Genomic DNA, 15,408 nt, shown 5'->3' with positions numbered 1-15,408 from the left:
GAAGGCGATGACGGCCAGCGAGCGCATTGCACAACAATTCCACGCAAGCATTCAGACCAAGCAGAGCGCCCTTGATCAGATCCCGTCCTTTATCGAGCAGGCGGGCCGGGCAATGGTGGACTGCCTGCAGCGGGAGGGACGTATTCTCAGCTGCGGCAACGGTGGGTCAGCCGGCGATGCACAGCACTTTTCATCGGAGTTGCTCAATCGCTTCGAGATGGAACGCCCGGGCTTGCCAGCGATCGCACTGACCACCGACAGCTCGACGTTGACATCAATCGCCAACGACTACGATTTCAATGAGATTTTCGCGCGCCAGATCCGTGCCCTGGCTTTACCGGGTGACGTCGTGCTGGCCATCAGCACAAGTGGCGGGAGCGACAACATCATTCGCGCGATCGAAGCGGCCCACGACCGGGGCGCACGGGTCGTGGCCCTCAGCGGGCGTAACGGCGGCCCGATGGCCCTGAAGCTCGGACCCGACGATGTCGAGATCCGGGTTCCCGCCGAGGTAACCGCGCGGATTCAGGAAGTGCATCTGCTGATCATCCACTGCCTCTGCGACCTGATTGACCACCAGCTATTCGGCGGCTGACGCCGCGATACGCGGGCCGACTACTTGATGACCCGCAGTCCCGGGCCGCCCTTACCACCATCGGCCGGACCACCGGACGGCGTATCACCGCCACCGCCATCACCATCCGGCGGTGGATCGTCTTCGCCCTCCTCGGGCGTGAAAAGCATACCCCGGCCGTTTTCACGGGCGTAGATCGCCAACACCTCGGCAACCGGGACACTGACCTGTCGCGGCCGCCCGCCAAAGCGGGCACTGAAGCCGACCCAGTCGTTACCCAGATCCAGCCCGCGAACGGCCGCCGGGGCGACATTGAGGACCAGCTGGCCGGCGTCGGCATACTCTACCGGCGCCTCGACCCCCGCGCCCTCGGCATTGACGAGCAGATGCGGCGTGAGACCGTTGTCAACGATCCATTCGTAGAGTCCGCGAATGAGGTAAGGCCGGCTTGGCGTCATGGTGCGCTGCGCATTCCCTGTTCCGTGTGGGTGAGGCTGGCGATAAACGAATCGCGCGCAAACAGTCGCCGGGCGTAGGCGGTGACCGCTCCGGCCTCCGGGGGGAGCTCGACCCCGTAGTACTCGATCCGCCACAGAATCGGCGCCAGCACACAATCCATCATCGTGATGTCGTCGCTCAAGAAGTACCGCATACCGGTATCGAAAACATCGGCACTGGCCGCAAGGCTTTGCGCCAGCTGCCGGCGAATTGCCGGCCGGCCGCGACGGCCGAGCTGCTCAAGCTGATGCAAAAGCGTGTACCAGTCACGCTCAATCCGCGAAATCACGAGCTTGGACTTGGCCCGCGAGACCGGATCAATCGGCATGAGCGGCGGATGCGGAAATCTTTCGTCGAGATATTCGCAGATCACCCGCGGGTCGTACAGCGCAAGGTCACGGTCGATAAGCGTGGGCGTTTCCGCGTAGGGATTGAGCTGCGGCAGGTCTTCCGGCTGATGCCCCTCCGGATCGACCTCGACGACCTCGACGTCAATGCCTTTCTCCGCAAGGACTACCCGAACCCGGTGACTGTCCACAGAGATCGGATCACTGTAGAGCCCGATGGACGGCCGCTGGCTAAGCGGGGCCGTCGATGGGGTGCGCTGGCTCCTCAGTGGACATCCCTCCAGTACTCGCGCTTGAGAAGGTACGCGAGCCCGGTGAAGATAATCAGAAAGCCGATTACCCACACACCCATTTCCTGGCGCTTCGCACGAACGGGCTCCGCCATGAAGGCCATGAAATTGGTGATGTCACGTGTCACGCGCTGGTACTCGGCCTCGTTAAGCGTTCCCTGCTGATCCGTTGGAACAACCAGTTCCGCAACCTGCGGCTCACCATTGTGCGTTTCATACCGAGCTTCCGGTACACCCTGCATCCGCCACAGCACATGCGGCATGGACGAGTTGGGAAGGACCGTATTGTTCCAGCCGATGCTCGCGTCCGAATCCTGGTAGAAACTGTTGAGATAGGTGTAGACCCAGTCTTCGCCCCGGGCCCGCGCGGTCAGCGACAGATCCGGTGGCGCGGCGCCAAACCAGTCGGCGGCATCTTCGCTGCGCATGGCCGCATTGATGGTATCGCCCGGCGTGTAACTGCCGTAGACAAGATTGGACTCGATCATCTCCATCGAGACACCCAGCGCGTCCGGCAAAGCGTTCCAGCGGACATATTTGGCCGAATGGCAACCCATGCAATTATTTGCGAACAGCTTCGCACCGCGTTGCAGCGAGGACTGATCCGACACGTCCACACGTGCATCCATCATGTCACCGCCAGCTCCCGCCGCCCAGACGGGAGGGGCCACGAACACCATTAACATAATCGCCAGCAGTCTTCTCATTACTCGGTCACCCGTTCCGGTACCGACCTGGTTCGCTCAAACCCGAACGCCGTATAGCAAAACAGGAAAACGAAGAAACCGAAGTAGACGGTGCTCCAGATCTGAGCCCACATCGTAACGTTGAGTCCAAAGTAGAGATCGGAAGGCGCCTGCAACCCGAGATAACTCAGGCAAACGAAGGCAACGGCGAACAGTGTGAGCGCGATCTTGTGGCCCAGGCCACGATATCGCACCGACCGGACACGACCGCGGTCAATCCACGGCAGCAGGAACAGCAGAAAGACCGCCGAACCCATGGCCACGACGCCACCGAGCTTGTCCGGAATCGCGCGCAGAATCGAATAGAACGCCGTGAAGTACCACACGGGGGCAATATGCTCCGGCGTCTGCATTGGATCGGCCGGCTGGAAGTTCGGCGGCTCGAGGAACAGCCCGCCCATCTCCGGCGCAAAGAACACGACCGCGGAGAAGAAGATCAGGAAGACCCCGAGGCCGAATGTGTCCTTGACCGTGTAATAGGGATGGAACGGGATGCCGTCCTTCGGCTTGCCGTTTTCATCCTTGTTTTTCTTGATATCAACACCATCCGGATTGTTGGATCCGACCTCGTGGAGCGCAAGAATATGGAAGACGACGAGCCCGACCAGCGCAAGCGGTAGCGCCACCACATGCAGCGCGAAAAAGCGGTTCAGGGTCACGCCGGAGATATTGAAGTCACCACGAATCCAAAGCGCCAGCTCCTCGCCGATCCCGGGGATCGCGCCGAACAGGGAAATGATGACCTGCGCACCCCAGTAGGACATCTGGCCCCAGGGCAGCAGATAGCCCATGAACGCCTCGGCCATCAACGCCACGTAGATGACCATGCCGAACACCCAGATCAACTCCCGGGGCTTTTGATAAGAGCCATAGAGGAGCGCTCGAAACATGTGCAGATAGACAACGATAAAGAAGAAGGAGGCGCCGGTGGAGTGCATGTACCGGATCAGCCAGCCCCACTCCACATCGCGCATGATGTACTCGACCGAGGAAAACGCCCCCTCCGCCGAGGGGTTGTAGTTCATGGTCAGCCAGATGCCGGTCAGCAACTGGTTCACGAGCACGAAAAGCGAGAGCGCACCGAAGTAGTACCAGATATTGAAGTTTTTCGGCGCATAGTACTCAGCCAGGTGTTCGTTCCACATGCGGCTGAGGGGGAAGCGCGCATCCACCCACCCGAGCATGCCGCCCTGGATCTTGTTCGTATCACTCATCAGGCCGCCTCCGGATCCTCGCCCACTACGATCGTTCCGTTATCGACGACCCGATGGGGGGGGACCTGTAGATTGGTCGGTGCCGGGACTCCGGCGTATACACGACCTGCATTGTCAAACCGCGAACCGTGGCAGGGACAGAAGAAGCCACCGGGCCAGTTCGTATCCAGCGACCCGGCTTGCGGCATGAACGACGGGATGCATCCCAGATGGGTGCAGATCGGAACAACCACGAAAAACTCGGGGTTGATCGAGCGGTGCTCGTTCTGTGCATAAGCCGGTTGCTGCGAAGCCACGGCGGATGACGGATCACTGAGCCTGTCACTGTTCGCCGCCAGCGCATCAAGCGCGGCCTCCGACCGCCGGATGACCCACACCGGCTGCCCCCGCCAGGTCAGATTGACCTTCTGGCCGGGCTGGAGCGTGCTGGTGTCGACCTCGACCGGCGCACCCGCCGCACGCGTCCGGGCGCTCGGGTTCCAGTAGGCAAGGAACGGAACGGCGACATAGGCCGCACCAACACCGCCGACTACTCCCACCGCGCCAGTCAGGAAGCGGCGTCGGCTATTGTTCGCGTTGTCCTCTGACATCTGGATCCTCTGAGTCAAACCTGTCTGCGGACACAGACCAACCACACGTCAGACAGGCCGCTTGAAGCCCCCAATCGCGCGGTCAGAGCCCGAGTTCTATACAGCTAGAATCCCGCATCCGATGACTAGCGTCAAGGTTGCACAACGCCTCGGATCACAGTGGCAAACGCCGGCAGCGCGTCATCAGACCGATCGGTTAGGTGTACAATCCGGATTGGTATATTGAGTGCTGGCTCGAGTATTACGGATGGCTTTGAAACGCTTTACCCGCTTCATTATCAGTTACACATTGGTGGGCGTTATCGTCGCCATCACCGTTGTATGGCTGGCGCCGGAGCTACTGGAAAATCGCACGCCAACAGCGGGAGACAACAGCAACCCGGCCGCACAACAGCCAGTGAGCAGGCAGCCGAATGAGCAACCGTTCACCTATGCGGATGCAGTCGACGCCGCGGCGCCTTCAGTGGTCAACATCTATACCGCGACCCGCGATCCGGACCCCCGCAACGTTTTCCTCGACTCCCCGGCACTGGACGAACTCCTGGGCGGCATGACGCCGACGGAGGACGCGCAACTCGACACCTCGCTAGGCTCCGGATTGCTGGTCGATGGGCGTGGTCACCTGCTCACCAACCATCATGTCATCAGGGGTGCAGAGCGCATTCAGGTGATGCTCGCGGACGGTCGCAGCGCGCCGGCGAGCGTGATTGGAACCGATCCGGAATCGGACCTCGCAGTACTCCAGGTGAATGCCGATAACCTGCCCCACGTGGCACTCGCCGGATCCCGCCAGAATCGCGTAGGTGATGTCGTGTTTGCGATCGGCAATCCGTTCGGTGTCGGCCAGACCGTGACCCAGGGCATTGTCAGTGCCCTCGGTCGAAGCGAGCTTGGGCTGACAACCTTCGAGAACTTCATCCAGACCGATGCCGCGATCAATCCGGGCAACTCCGGCGGAGCGCTCATTAATGCGCGCGGGGAAGTGATCGGCATCAACACGGCCATTTTCAGCGAAACCGGCAACTCCACCGGAATCGGTTTCGCGATTCCAGCCGACCTGGCCCAGGCCGTTCTAACCGATATCGTCGAAGAAGGAAGGGTGATTCGTGGCTGGATTGGCGCCCGGATTCTCCCCAATCCGGGCCGGAGCGGACTTCGCATTGCCGCCGTCCTGCCAGGAGGCCCGGCCGACGAAGCCAATCTTCAGACCGGCGATGTCGTCGAGACCGCCGACGGTCAGTCCGTTCAGACGGTTCGGGAGCTGCTCAATTGGATTACCAGGCAGTCGCCGGGGAGCGAAGTAATCCTCAGCGGGCGACGCGATGGTGAACCCAGGCGCTGGCAGGTCGCCATCAGCGAGCGGCCGACCGACCTCACCGGTGGCGCGCCGGAGCGCCCACCGCAGCGCTAGTTATCAGTGATCGAAGCGGAGCTCGGCGGAGCGTGCATGGGCCGTGAGCCCCTCGCTACGGGCGAGCCGTGCCGCAACCGGCCCCAGCACTGCAGCACCCTCGGGCGTACACTGAACGATACTGGTTGTCTTGCAAAAGTCGTAGACGCCGAGCGGCGAGGCGAATCGGGCCGTGCGTGACGTCGGCAGCACGTGGCTGGGCCCTGCGCAGTAATCGCCGAACGCCTCTGGCGTGTACCGGCCGAGGAAAATGGCGCCTGCATGATGGATGGCGGCGGCCAGCCGCTCCGGTTCCACCACGGACAGCTCGAGGTGCTCCGGCGCGATCAGGTTGGCTACCTTGGCCGCCTCCGCCAGATCCCGCACGCAGATCAGCGCGCCCCGGCGCGCCAGCGACGCACGGATGATCTCGGAACGCTCCATTTCCGGGAGCAGACGCTCCATCGCCGCCTGAACGTCATCGAGATAGCGTGCCTCCGGGCAAATCAGCAGAGCCCGCGCATCCTCGTCGTGCTCCGCCTGCGAGAACAAGTCCATCGCGATCCACTCCGGATCGGTCTGGCCGTCACAGACGATGAGGATTTCGGACGGCCCCGCCACCATATCGATGCCGACATGCCCGAAGACCCGGCGCTTGGCCTCGGCGACATAGGCATTACCCGGGCCGACGATCTTGTCCACGGCAGGGACCGTCTCGGTCCCGTAGGCCAACGCAGCGACCGCCTGCGCACCGCCGAGCAGGAACAGTCGATCGACGCCGGCGACCGCGGCGGCGGCAAGTACCATGGGGGCGATGTGGCCACCGGGCGCCGGCGCCACCATGACGATCTCGTTAACCCCGGCCACATGCGCCGGGATGGCATTCATGAGCACCGACGACGGGTAGGCGGCCTTACCCCCGGGGACATAGATACCGACCCGCTCGAGTGGGCGGATCTGCTGGCCCAGCCGACTCCCATCCGGATCGGTCTTCTCCCAGTCGCTCTGACGCTGATGGAGATGATAGTGGCGGATCCGTGCAGCGGCCGTCTCGAGGGCGTCGCGATCGGCTGCATCCAGGCCCTCGAGCGCTGCCTGGCAGCCGGCAGCGTCGACCTCGAGTTCGCTGACGGCGTCCACCGCCAGACCATCGAGTTTTTCGCTGTAGTGGCGCAGCGCCTCGTCGCCCCGTTCACGAACGGCGGTGAGGATATCGGCCACAGCCGACTCGACGCCATGCGTGGCCCCGTCTTCCCAGTCGGTCAGGGCCGTGAGCTGCTCGTCGAAGTCGGGCTGAGTCGTGCTGAGACGTTGTATATCCAACATGCCGTTCACCTTTGGGCGCGTTCGTTCGCTGTCTCGGCAATCCGGCCGATCAGTGGTTTGAGTTCGCGGTGTCTGAGTTTCATCGATGCCTTGTTGACCACCAGTCGAGAGCTGATATCCGCGATATGTTCGAGGGGCTCCAGGCCATTGGCGCGGAGCGTATTGCCGGTGTCGACCAGATCGACAATGAGATCCGACAGCCCCACCAGGGGTGCCAGCTCCATCGATCCGTAGAGCTTTATAAGATCGACCTGACGCCCCTTGTCGGCGAAATACCGCCGGGTGATATTGACGAACTTGGTCGCTACCCGGAGGCGCCGCCCCGTCAGCGAGACATCCGGATGTCCCGCCACCATCAGGCGGCAGCGGGCAATGCCGAGATCCACCGGCTCATAGAGCCCGTGACCACCCTGCTCCATGAGCACATCCTTGCCGGCCACCCCGAGATCGGCACCGCCATAGGCGACGTAGGTGGGCACATCTGTCGCGCGGACGATGATCAGTCGCACCGAGGCATTAGTGGTTGGCAACACCAGGTTGCGACTCTCCTCCGGGTCCTCCAGCGGTTCGATGCCGAGAGGGCTGAGCAGGGGCAGCGTCTGGTCGAGGATGCGTCCCTTCGAGAGGGCCAGCGTGAGCTTTTCAGTCATGAGTCGGTCCGCTGTTTCCCGGCATACGGCGGATATCGGCGCCCAACTGCGCCAGTTTCTCCTCGATGCATTCGTAGCCGCGATCGATGTGATAAATCCGATCGACGAGGGTGTCGCCCTCGCTCACCAGTCCGGCGAGCACCAGACTCGCCGAGGCGCGTAGATCCGTCGCCATCACGGGTGCGCCGGTGAGGCGCTTGACGCCATTGCTGATGGCGGTATGCCCTTCCAGGCGGATATCCGCCCCCATGCGCTGGATTTCCTGGACATGCATGAACCGGTTCTCGAAGACCGTCTCCGTCACCATCCCCACCCCGTCGGCGACGGCGTTGAGCGCGCATATCTGGGCCTGCATATCCGTCGGATAGGCCGGGTAGGGTGCGGTCCGCACGGTGACGGCCCGCGGCCGGCGCCCGGCCATGTCCAGATGAACCCAGTCGTCACCCACGGTTATGTCGGCACCACTCTCACGGAGCTTGGCGATCACCGCATCCAGCAAGTGAGGCGCGGTATTGCGCAGATTGACCCGACCGCCGGTCATTGCAGCCGCCACCAGAAACGTACCGGTCTCGATGCGATCGGGCAGCACGTCATAGCGTGCGCCCTGCAACCGCTCGACGCCCTCGATGACGATCGTATCGCTACCGGCACCGCTGACCTGCGCCCCCATTGCATTGAGGCAGTTGGCGAGATCGACGACTTCGGGCTCGCGGGCCGCATTCTCGATCACGGTCCGCCCCTCCGCAAGCGTCGCCGCCATCATCAGATTCTCGGTACCGGTGACTGTCACCAGGTCCATGACCAGGCGCGCGCCCCTCAGCCGACGGCAGCGGGCCCGTATATAGCCATTCTCCACCGAGATATCCGCGCCCATGGCCTGCAGCCCCTCGACATGGAGGTTGACCGGGCGAGTTCCGATCGCACACCCCCCCGGCAGCGAGACCTCCGCCTCGCCATAGCGGGCGAGCAACGGCCCGAGCACGAGAATGGAGGCGCGCATGGTCTTCACCAGCTCGTAGGGCGCGTGGCAGTTGTCGATGAAAGTCGGATCGATCTCGACCCGCATGCGCTCGTCAACGGTCAGGCGCACACCCATCCGCCCCAGCAGCTCCATGGTGGTGGTGACGTCGTGCAGATCAGGAATATTACCAATCGTCGAAGGGCCGTCCGCCAGCAGCGCTGCCGCCATGATTGGCAGTGCCGCATTCTTCGCGCCGGATATACGGATATCACCGTCGAGGGGACGCCCCCCGCGGATCAGCAGTCGCTCCACCGGATCAGTCCTGCTCGGCGGCGGCCTGCGCCGGCGTCAGTGTCCGCATGGAGATGGCATGCAACACGTCACCGTCGATATGCGTCTGGAGCAGGTCATAGACCATGCGATGACGACGCAACAGCGGGATGCCTTCGAAATCGGGCGTGACGATCCGGGCCTGGAAGTGGCGCCCGTCACCGACGACTTCAACATCCGCCTCATTCAAACCCGTCTGCAACAGCGCCCGAATAGCTTCCGGTTCCATCATTGCTCTGCGTCTCCCGCTTCCTCGGCTTCAAAGCCCAACAGTGTAGCAACGGAACTGATCCGCGCGAGCCGCATGAGCGATTCGGGGACGGCCTCGATCTCCAGCGCCCCCTGCACGTCTTCCAGGCGACGCTGCCACTCGATCAGGAGGGCAAGCCCCGCGCTGTCGACCCGGTCAATGCCCGCCAGACTGACACGGTGGGCCCCGCTGTCGACTGGAAGCGTCTCCAGCAGGGCCCCGACACCCTCTGCGGTCAAATCGCCTTCAATGCGCAGATCATGCGGAGCCGTTCCCAGCAGCTGCACCGGCGTCACTCATCGCTCCCGCTGGACTGATCGTACAGAAACTGCCCGACGATCTCCTCGAGCACCAGGGCAGACTGCGTCAGCGTGATGTCGTCACCGTCACTCAGTGAATCGGGCATGCCACCCGGCTCGAGCGAGACGTATTGCTCGCCCAGCAAACCGGACGTTCGTACGCGTGCCGCCGTATCGCTCGGCAGATTGTCGAATTCCGATCGGATGGTCAGCTCGACACGTGCCTCGAAGCGATCGGGGTCAAGCGTAATGGCACTGACCCGCCCCACCTGCACGCCACTGAGGCTCACCGGCGCCCGCTCGCGCAGCCCACCGACGTTCTGGAAATAAGCATCAACGGTATAGCCCTCGGTTCGCTGGAATGCAGTGATATTGCTCACCTGCATCGCCAGCACGAACAGGGCCGCGAGGCCCGCGGCCACGAACACCCCGACGGCAATCTCCATGTTGCGGGAATTATCCACCTGACAAACCTCCGTCAGTCGAACATCAGGGCCGTGAGCACGAAATCCAGAGCCAGTACGACAAGTGATGTCACCACCACCGTCCGCGTGGTTGCCCGGCTCACGCCATGGGAAGTGGGCAGACAGTCATACCCGTTGAAAACCGCGATCCAGCCGGCCGCCACACCGAATAGACCACTCTTGATCAAGCCATTGAGAATATCGTCGGAAAAGCTGACCTGGGACTGCATCTGCGACCAGAACGATCCGCCATCCACGCCGAGCAGGTTCACGCTGACGAGCCAGGCGCCAAAAATGCCCAGCACGTTGAAGATGACCGTGAGCACCGGCAACGACAGCACCGCTGCGAACAGCCTCGGGGCGACCACCCGATGTTCCGGGTCCACCGCCATCATCTCCATACCGGCGAGCTGCTCGGTCGCTTTCATCAGCCCGATCTCGGCGGTGAGCGCGGAACCCGCACGACCTGCGAACAGCAGCGCCGTAACAACCGGGCCCAGCTCACGGGTCAGCGAGAGCGCGACCAGCACGCCGAGTGACTGCTCGGCACCGAAATCGACGAGGGTGTAGTAGCCCTGCAGCGCCAGCACCATTCCTACGAAAAGCCCCGAGACCACGATGATGACCAGCGTCAGGACGCCCACCGAGTAGATCTCGTGGACAAGCAGCCGCGGGCGCCGGAGCAGAGTGCCGATCCCGCCCAGTACGCGCAGCAGGAAAAGCACCGCCCGACCCAGCGTCGCGGCGGTTTCGAAGCTGGTTGCCCCCAGGCGCTGAAACACGCCGATCATCGTCCCCCCTGACGCAACTCGTCCGCCATCGAAGGCGCAGGATAATGAAACGGCACGGGGCCATCAGGCAGGGCGTTCAGAAACTGATCCACCCATGCGCTCTTGCTGTTTCGTAGTTCGGCCGGCGTCCCCGACTCGATCACCCGACCGTCCGAGATCACGTAGGCGCGATCGGCAATCTGTAGCGCCTCTCCCACGTCGTGCGAGACCACCACGCTCGTCAGTCCGAGGGCATCGTTGAGTTGCCGGATCAGCTGCATCAGCGCGCCCATGGAAATCGGATCCTGACCGGCGAAGGGCTCGTCATAGAGAATAATCTCGGGGTCGAGCGCGAGGGCGCGGGCCAGTGATACCCGCCGCGACATCCCCCCCGAGAGCTCACCTGGATAGAAATCGCGAACGCCACGCAGCCCCACCGCCTCGAGCTTCATGAGAACGATTGTACGAATCAGCACCTCGGGCAGGCGGGTGTGCTCGCGAAGCGGAAACGCGACATTATCGAAACAGTTCATGTCGGTGAACAGCGCGCCGCTCTGGAACAACACCCCCATGCGCCGGCGTAGCCGATAGAGATTGCGCCGCGAGAGCCCGGCAACCGATTCACCATCAACCGCCACGCGCCCCGCCGCTGCTCGCAATTGGCCACCGATAAGTCGCAGTAGCGTGGTCTTGCCGGTTCCGCTCGGTCCCATGATGGCCACCACCTCACCGCGGTAAACCTGCAGGTCGATACCGTTGAACAGCCGATTCTGGCCGCGGCTGAAAACGACACCGCTCAGGTCAATCAACGCCTCGGACTGGCTTGCTGGCATGCGGTTGGCTTCGCTACTAACTGGCTCTGACGGGACCCGGAGTATCCGCCAAGGCATAACACCGGTCAAATGCGATACCGTACATTGAGTAACACACCACAGACGGGATTCCATGCTGCTTGCATTCCTTATCGTCACGATCACGATCGGTTTCGTCGCCCTCGCCTGGAGCGCCGACCGTTTTGTCGACGGCAGCTCCGCCCTCGCCCGTCACCTGGGGGTCTCGAGCCTGATGATCGGCCTGACGGTGGTAGGTATCGGGACCTCGCTGCCGGAGATGCTGGTTTCCACTATCGCTGCCCTCGAGGGCACGCCGGGGATAGCCTTGGGTAACGCGCTCGGGTCGAATATCGCCAACGTCGGGCTCATCCTGGGCACCACCGCGCTGGTAAGTCCGTTGATCATCAACGCCGGCATCCTGCGCCGCGAGTTTCCACTGCTGATGATCGTCGTTGTGGCGACTGGTGTTCTCCTTTTCGACGGCGCGCTATCGCGCGTCGATGGTCTGCTGCTCCTCGCCGGCATGATCGGTGTCCTCGCCTGGATGGCCTGGCAGTCGCGCCATGGAGAGAGCGCCGACGCCCTGATCAGTCGGGAAATCGAAACGGCCATACCCGAGGCCATGCCACTGCGGCGGGCGATACTGTGGACCGCCGCAGGGCTCGTCATCCTCATTGTGAGTTCCCGGATCCTCGTCTGGGCAGCCGTAGCGCTGGCGAGCCAGCTGGGCATCAGCGACCTGGTAATCGGATTGACGATCGTTGCCGTCGGCACCAGCCTGCCCGAGCTCGCGGCGGGAATCGCCAGTGTGCGTCGCGGTGAGAGCGAGCTGGCAGTGGGCAACATTATGGGATCGAACGTCTTCAACCTGCTGGCGGTACTGGGGATTGCCGGCGCGATCGCGCCCTTCAGCTTCGACATGAATGATCTGGCGCGGGACTACGGCATCATGACCGGCTTTATGCTGGCGATCGCGGTCATGGGATTTCTGGTCGGCCAGCGCGGGCGACTCAGTCGATGGAAGGGCGGATTGCTGATTATTGCCTACTGCAGCTACCAGGGGCTGCTGTTCTTCAGCCAGAGTTGAGAGGGAGCCAATGACTACGGATACAGATTTCTGTCGTCTCGGCCGCGCGGTGATCGAAACCGAGATGGCCGCCCTCGCCGCGCTCGAGGCCCGTATCGACGGAACCTTTGCCGATGCCTGTCGGATCCTCCTCGCCTGTAGCGGGCGCGTGGTCGTGCTGGGAATGGGTAAATCCGGGCATATCGGCGGCAAGCTGGCCGCGACCCTGGCGAGCACCGGCACGCCCGCATTCTTCGTCCACCCGGGCGAGGCCGGCCACGGTGACCTGGGCATGATCACGTCCGGCGATTGCATCATCGCCCTTTCCAACTCCGGGGAGACCGAGGAAATCAACCGACTGCTGCCGGCCATCAAGCGGCGCGGCCTCGATCTGATCACCATCACCGGCAACGCCGGGTCCACACTTGCCAGTGCCGCGGATGTTCATCTCGATGCCGGCGTCGATGCCGAGGCCTGCCCCCTGGGACTGGCACCCACGGCGAGCACCACCGCCGCCCTCGCCATGGGTGATGCACTCGCGATTGCGCTGCTCGATGCGCGCGGCTTTACCGCCGAGGACTTCGCCCGTTCCCACCCCGGCGGCCGTCTCGGTCGACGCCTGCTACTGCGTATCGAGGACCTGATGCACACCGGCGAGGCGATTCCCGCCGTCTCTCCGGGTACAGCCATGGCGGATGCGCTGCTGGAGATGACTCGCAAGGGCCTGGGCATGACCGCGGTGGTCGATTCCGACCAACGGGTGATGGGCATTTTTACCGACGGTGATCTGCGCCGGGCGCTCGACGAGGGTGTGGATGTCCATGCCACGGCAATCGACACCGTCATGACGCCCGACCCGCGTTGCGTGGAAGCCTCTCAGCTCGCTGCCGAGGCGCTGGCCGTCATGGAGCGACACAGTATCAACGGTCTGCTTGTCAACGACGCCTCGGGGTGCCTGTCCGGCGCGCTGAACATGCACGACCTGCTGCGCGCGGGCGTCGTCTGAAATGCGCCGCGTGGCCATCGGCCTGCTGGCGATGATCCTGGCGACACTGATCGGCTGGCGGATAGTGGGATCTGGCGACGATGATGGCGCCGATACCGCGAGCCCCGACCCTGCCCTGGACGCCTATGCCCGCGATGTCACACTCACCACCACGGATGGCGAGGGTCGGATTGCCTGGCGCGTACGCTCCCCGGATGCGCGCCATAACCGTCACGACAACGCCTGGCGGCTGGTATCGCCGGAGTGGCGAATGGAAACGGACAACGGGGCACCGTGGCGGGGAAGCTCCAACCACGCCTGGATCGGTCCCGAACGAACGCGGGCCCGACTGACCGGAGACGTCGTGATGGAGCGTCAGCGCCGCTCGGGCTGGACCCGTCTGACGACCTCACTGCTGGAACTGGACATACCCGCTCGCTATGCCGAGACCGATCGCGCCGTGACGCTGACTCAACCGGATACCCGGATTGATGCCGTCGGCGCCCGCGCCTGGCTAGACGAGCGTCGGATCGAGCTACTGAACAATGTAGAGGGACACCACGATGCCGCTTCATCCTGAGCACCGTCTGACCGGCGTTATTCTTGCTTTTCTGATCGGGCTGCCAGTAGCCCATGGCCAGGACAGCAGCGACGAGTCCACCGCCCCCCCGGTGGAGATCGTCGCCGACAGCGCCGAAGTCGATGATGCCGAAGGCATCAGCATCTACCGCGGTGATGTTGTCCTGACCCGCGGTACGCTCCGCATCAAGGGCGACGTCATGCACGTCTACGCCAATGATGGCGGGCAACTCGAACGCGTCACCGTGGACGGCGAGCCCGCCACCTACCGGCAAACCCTGGACGACGCGGCCGCCCGGCGCGCCGAGGCGCCGCGCATGGAGTATTTTGCCGCCGGCCCGGAACGCCTCGTCCTCCGGCGGGGGGGACGCCTCTGGCAGGGGGACAACACCGTCACCGGACGCATCATTACCCACTATCCGCAGGAAAACCGCACGGTGGCGGAGCGCGGCGATGACGAGGGCGAGCGTGTCAACGTCAGTGTCACGCCGGCATCGGATTGACCCGGATGACCGCCAACCGACTCGAGGCACACGGGCTGTCCAAGGCCTATCGCGGCAACCCGGTGGTGGATGCGGTATCCATCGGGCTGCAGAGCGGCGAGATCGTGGGGTTGCTCGGCCCCAACGGTGCAGGCAAAACCACGAGCTTTTACATGATCGTGGGCCTGATCCGCGCCGACGGCGGCGAGATCTGGCTGGATGGCCGGGACATCACCGGGCTGCCCATGCATGCCCGGGCCCGGCTCGGGATCGGATATCTGCCCCAGGAGGCATCCGTGTTCCGACGCCTGTCAGTGATCGACAACCTGATCGCTGTCCTCGAGACCCGGAGCGACCTCTCGCGTATAGCGAGGTTCAAGCAGGCCGATGCCTTGATGGATGAATTCAGCATCGGCCATCTGCGCAATCAGTCCGGTATCAGCCTCTCGGGCGGAGAGCGCCGTCGCGTCGAGATAGCGCGGGCGCTCGCCGCCGATCCCCGCTTCATCCTGCTCGACGAGCCGTTCGCGGGCGTCGACCCGATTTCCGTCGGTGATATCAAGGCCATCGTCCGCCATCTGTCCGACCGCGGCATCGGCGTTTTGATTACCGACCACAATGTTCGCGAGACACTGGCACTCGTCGATCGGGCGAGCATTCTGAACGCCGGGCGGGTTATCGCCGACGGCACCCCCGATACGATTCTCGATAACGCCGAGGTTCGTGCCGTCTACCTCGGCGAGGACTTCCACCTCTGACACTGG

20 protein-coding genes are annotated in these 15,408 nt (G+C 63.4%); 7 read left to right on the top strand and 13 right to left on the bottom strand.

What is annotated here, in order from left to right:
- The first annotated feature begins 7 nt into the window (after positions 1–7).
- Positions 8–595 (top strand): phosphoheptose isomerase, encoded by a 588-nt coding sequence (locus tag EV698_RS00660; RefSeq protein WP_130502255.1) that lies wholly within the window; start codon positions 8–10, stop codon positions 593–595.
- A gap of 20 nt (positions 596–615) precedes the next feature.
- On the opposite strand, the gene EV698_RS00655 is transcribed toward EV698_RS00660, so the two are convergent.
- Genes EV698_RS00655 through petA form a run of 5 tightly spaced genes read right to left on the bottom strand, consistent with a single transcriptional unit; the run spans position 616 to position 4,259 of the window.
- Positions 616–1,032, bottom strand: coding sequence for a ClpXP protease specificity-enhancing factor (locus EV698_RS00655; RefSeq protein WP_130502254.1), 417 nt, complete (start codon positions 1,030–1,032; stop codon positions 616–618).
- Entirely contained in the window at positions 1,029–1,637 is a 609-nt protein-coding gene (locus EV698_RS00650; protein WP_130503956.1) for a glutathione S-transferase N-terminal domain-containing protein, read from the bottom strand. The genes EV698_RS00655 and EV698_RS00650 overlap by 4 nt, the downstream gene beginning before the upstream one ends.
- Before the next feature lie 47 nt (positions 1,638–1,684).
- Positions 1,685–2,416 (bottom strand): cytochrome c1, encoded by a 732-nt coding sequence (locus EV698_RS00645; protein WP_130502253.1) that lies wholly within the window; start codon positions 2,414–2,416, stop codon positions 1,685–1,687.
- Entirely contained in the window at positions 2,416–3,669 is a 1,254-nt protein-coding gene (locus EV698_RS00640) for a cytochrome b (RefSeq protein ID WP_130502252.1), read from the bottom strand. Before EV698_RS00640 ends, EV698_RS00645 begins: the two co-directional genes overlap by 1 nt.
- Positions 3,669–4,259 (bottom strand): ubiquinol-cytochrome c reductase iron-sulfur subunit, encoded by a 591-nt coding sequence (gene petA, locus EV698_RS00635; RefSeq protein ID WP_130502251.1) that lies wholly within the window; start codon positions 4,257–4,259, stop codon positions 3,669–3,671. The genes EV698_RS00640 and petA overlap by 1 nt, the downstream gene beginning before the upstream one ends.
- A gap of 247 nt (positions 4,260–4,506) precedes the next feature.
- Between petA and EV698_RS00630 the strand changes: the two genes are divergently transcribed.
- Positions 4,507–5,670 (top strand): S1C family serine protease, encoded by a 1,164-nt coding sequence (locus EV698_RS00630; RefSeq protein ID WP_207220466.1) that lies wholly within the window; start codon positions 4,507–4,509, stop codon positions 5,668–5,670.
- A gap of 3 nt (positions 5,671–5,673) precedes the next feature.
- On the opposite strand, the gene hisD is transcribed toward EV698_RS00630, so the two are convergent.
- The 8 genes from hisD to EV698_RS00590 are packed head-to-tail and all read right to left on the bottom strand — an operon-like array spanning position 5,674 to position 11,532.
- Complete coding sequence (gene hisD, locus EV698_RS00625) at positions 5,674–6,975, bottom strand: histidinol dehydrogenase (protein ID WP_130502250.1); 1,302 nt, start codon at positions 6,973–6,975, stop codon at positions 5,674–5,676.
- Positions 6,976–6,980: 5 nt separating this feature from the next.
- Complete coding sequence (hisG, locus tag EV698_RS00620; RefSeq protein WP_130502249.1) at positions 6,981–7,625, bottom strand: ATP phosphoribosyltransferase; 645 nt, start codon at positions 7,623–7,625, stop codon at positions 6,981–6,983.
- On the bottom strand, positions 7,618–8,898 hold the full coding sequence (murA, locus tag EV698_RS00615) for a UDP-N-acetylglucosamine 1-carboxyvinyltransferase (RefSeq protein WP_130502248.1): 1,281 nt from the start codon (positions 8,896–8,898) through the stop codon (positions 7,618–7,620). The genes hisG and murA overlap by 8 nt, the downstream gene beginning before the upstream one ends.
- 4 nt (positions 8,899–8,902) lie before the next feature.
- The gene (locus EV698_RS00610) at positions 8,903–9,148 is read right to left on the bottom strand and encodes a BolA family protein (RefSeq protein WP_239016156.1); all 246 of its coding nucleotides are present in this window, start codon (positions 9,146–9,148) and stop codon (positions 8,903–8,905) included.
- Entirely contained in the window at positions 9,145–9,462 is a 318-nt protein-coding gene (locus EV698_RS00605; RefSeq protein ID WP_130502247.1) for an STAS domain-containing protein, read from the bottom strand. Before EV698_RS00605 ends, EV698_RS00610 begins: the two co-directional genes overlap by 4 nt.
- Positions 9,459–9,911 (bottom strand): outer membrane lipid asymmetry maintenance protein MlaD, encoded by a 453-nt coding sequence (mlaD, locus tag EV698_RS00600; protein ID WP_130503953.1) that lies wholly within the window; start codon positions 9,909–9,911, stop codon positions 9,459–9,461. The genes EV698_RS00605 and mlaD overlap by 4 nt, the downstream gene beginning before the upstream one ends.
- Before the next feature lie 32 nt (positions 9,912–9,943).
- Entirely contained in the window at positions 9,944–10,720 is a 777-nt protein-coding gene (mlaE, locus tag EV698_RS00595) for a lipid asymmetry maintenance ABC transporter permease subunit MlaE (RefSeq protein ID WP_130502246.1), read from the bottom strand.
- On the bottom strand, positions 10,717–11,532 hold the full coding sequence (locus tag EV698_RS00590; protein WP_130502245.1) for an ABC transporter ATP-binding protein: 816 nt from the start codon (positions 11,530–11,532) through the stop codon (positions 10,717–10,719). Before EV698_RS00590 ends, mlaE begins: the two co-directional genes overlap by 4 nt.
- A 112-nt stretch (positions 11,533–11,644) precedes the next feature.
- Between EV698_RS00590 and EV698_RS00585 the strand changes: the two genes are divergently transcribed.
- Genes EV698_RS00585 through lptB form a run of 5 tightly spaced genes read left to right on the top strand, consistent with a single transcriptional unit; the run spans position 11,645 to position 15,402 of the window.
- A complete protein-coding gene (locus EV698_RS00585) occupies positions 11,645–12,619 on the top strand; it encodes a calcium/sodium antiporter (RefSeq protein ID WP_130502244.1) in 975 nt (324 codons plus the stop codon).
- 10 nt (positions 12,620–12,629) lie between these two features.
- The gene (locus tag EV698_RS00580) at positions 12,630–13,604 is read left to right on the top strand and encodes a KpsF/GutQ family sugar-phosphate isomerase (RefSeq protein WP_130502243.1); all 975 of its coding nucleotides are present in this window, start codon (positions 12,630–12,632) and stop codon (positions 13,602–13,604) included.
- Between the two features lies 1 nt (position 13,605).
- Positions 13,606–14,163 carry an LPS export ABC transporter periplasmic protein LptC gene (gene lptC / locus EV698_RS00575; RefSeq protein WP_130502242.1) on the top strand — a complete coding sequence of 186 codons (558 nt, stop codon included), beginning with the start codon at positions 13,606–13,608 and terminating at the stop codon, positions 14,161–14,163.
- Positions 14,147–14,665, top strand: coding sequence for a lipopolysaccharide transport periplasmic protein LptA (lptA, locus tag EV698_RS00570; RefSeq protein WP_130502241.1), 519 nt, complete (start codon positions 14,147–14,149; stop codon positions 14,663–14,665). Before lptC ends, lptA begins: the two co-directional genes overlap by 17 nt.
- A gap of 5 nt (positions 14,666–14,670) precedes the next feature.
- A complete protein-coding gene (gene lptB / locus EV698_RS00565; RefSeq protein WP_130502240.1) occupies positions 14,671–15,402 on the top strand; it encodes an LPS export ABC transporter ATP-binding protein in 732 nt (243 codons plus the stop codon).
- The last annotated feature ends 6 nt before the right edge of the window (positions 15,403–15,408 follow it).

Source organism: Spiribacter vilamensis (assembly GCF_004217415.1).
Taxonomy (GTDB): Bacteria; Pseudomonadota; Gammaproteobacteria; order Nitrococcales; family Nitrococcaceae; genus Spiribacter; species Spiribacter vilamensis.
Note: the sequence above shows the minus strand (reverse complement) of the source record. Positions and strands in the feature narration are given on the sequence as shown.

Excerpts from the sequence above, each read along its gene's own strand:
- EV698_RS00590 (WP_130502245.1), bottom strand. The coding sequence starts at position 11,532 with ATGCCAGCAAGCCAGTCCGAGGCGTTGATTGACCTGAGCGGTGTCGTT.
- lptC (WP_130502242.1), top strand. The coding sequence starts at position 13,606 with ATGCGCCGCGTGGCCATCGGCCTGCTGGCGATGATCCTGGCGACACTG.
- EV698_RS00660 (WP_130502255.1), top strand. The coding sequence starts at position 8 with ATGACGGCCAGCGAGCGCATTGCACAACAATTCCACGCAAGCATTCAG.
- lptB (WP_130502240.1), top strand. The coding sequence starts at position 14,671 with ATGACCGCCAACCGACTCGAGGCACACGGGCTGTCCAAGGCCTATCGC.
- hisG (WP_130502249.1), bottom strand. The coding sequence starts at position 7,625 with ATGACTGAAAAGCTCACGCTGGCCCTCTCGAAGGGACGCATCCTCGAC.
- EV698_RS00610 (WP_239016156.1), bottom strand. The coding sequence starts at position 9,148 with ATGATGGAACCGGAAGCTATTCGGGCGCTGTTGCAGACGGGTTTGAAT.
- EV698_RS00655 (WP_130502254.1), bottom strand. The coding sequence starts at position 1,032 with ATGACGCCAAGCCGGCCTTACCTCATTCGCGGACTCTACGAATGGATC.
- hisD (WP_130502250.1), bottom strand. The coding sequence starts at position 6,975 with ATGTTGGATATACAACGTCTCAGCACGACTCAGCCCGACTTCGACGAG.
- mlaD (WP_130503953.1), bottom strand. The coding sequence starts at position 9,911 with ATGGAGATTGCCGTCGGGGTGTTCGTGGCCGCGGGCCTCGCGGCCCTG.
- EV698_RS00640 (WP_130502252.1), bottom strand. The coding sequence starts at position 3,669 with ATGAGTGATACGAACAAGATCCAGGGCGGCATGCTCGGGTGGGTGGAT.
- lptA (WP_130502241.1), top strand. The coding sequence starts at position 14,147 with ATGCCGCTTCATCCTGAGCACCGTCTGACCGGCGTTATTCTTGCTTTT.
- EV698_RS00645 (WP_130502253.1), bottom strand. The coding sequence starts at position 2,416 with ATGAGAAGACTGCTGGCGATTATGTTAATGGTGTTCGTGGCCCCTCCC.
- EV698_RS00580 (WP_130502243.1), top strand. The coding sequence starts at position 12,630 with ATGACTACGGATACAGATTTCTGTCGTCTCGGCCGCGCGGTGATCGAA.
- mlaE (WP_130502246.1), bottom strand. The coding sequence starts at position 10,720 with ATGATCGGCGTGTTTCAGCGCCTGGGGGCAACCAGCTTCGAAACCGCC.
- EV698_RS00630 (WP_207220466.1), top strand. The coding sequence starts at position 4,507 with ATGGCTTTGAAACGCTTTACCCGCTTCATTATCAGTTACACATTGGTG.
- petA (WP_130502251.1), bottom strand. The coding sequence starts at position 4,259 with ATGTCAGAGGACAACGCGAACAATAGCCGACGCCGCTTCCTGACTGGC.
- EV698_RS00585 (WP_130502244.1), top strand. The coding sequence starts at position 11,645 with ATGCTGCTTGCATTCCTTATCGTCACGATCACGATCGGTTTCGTCGCC.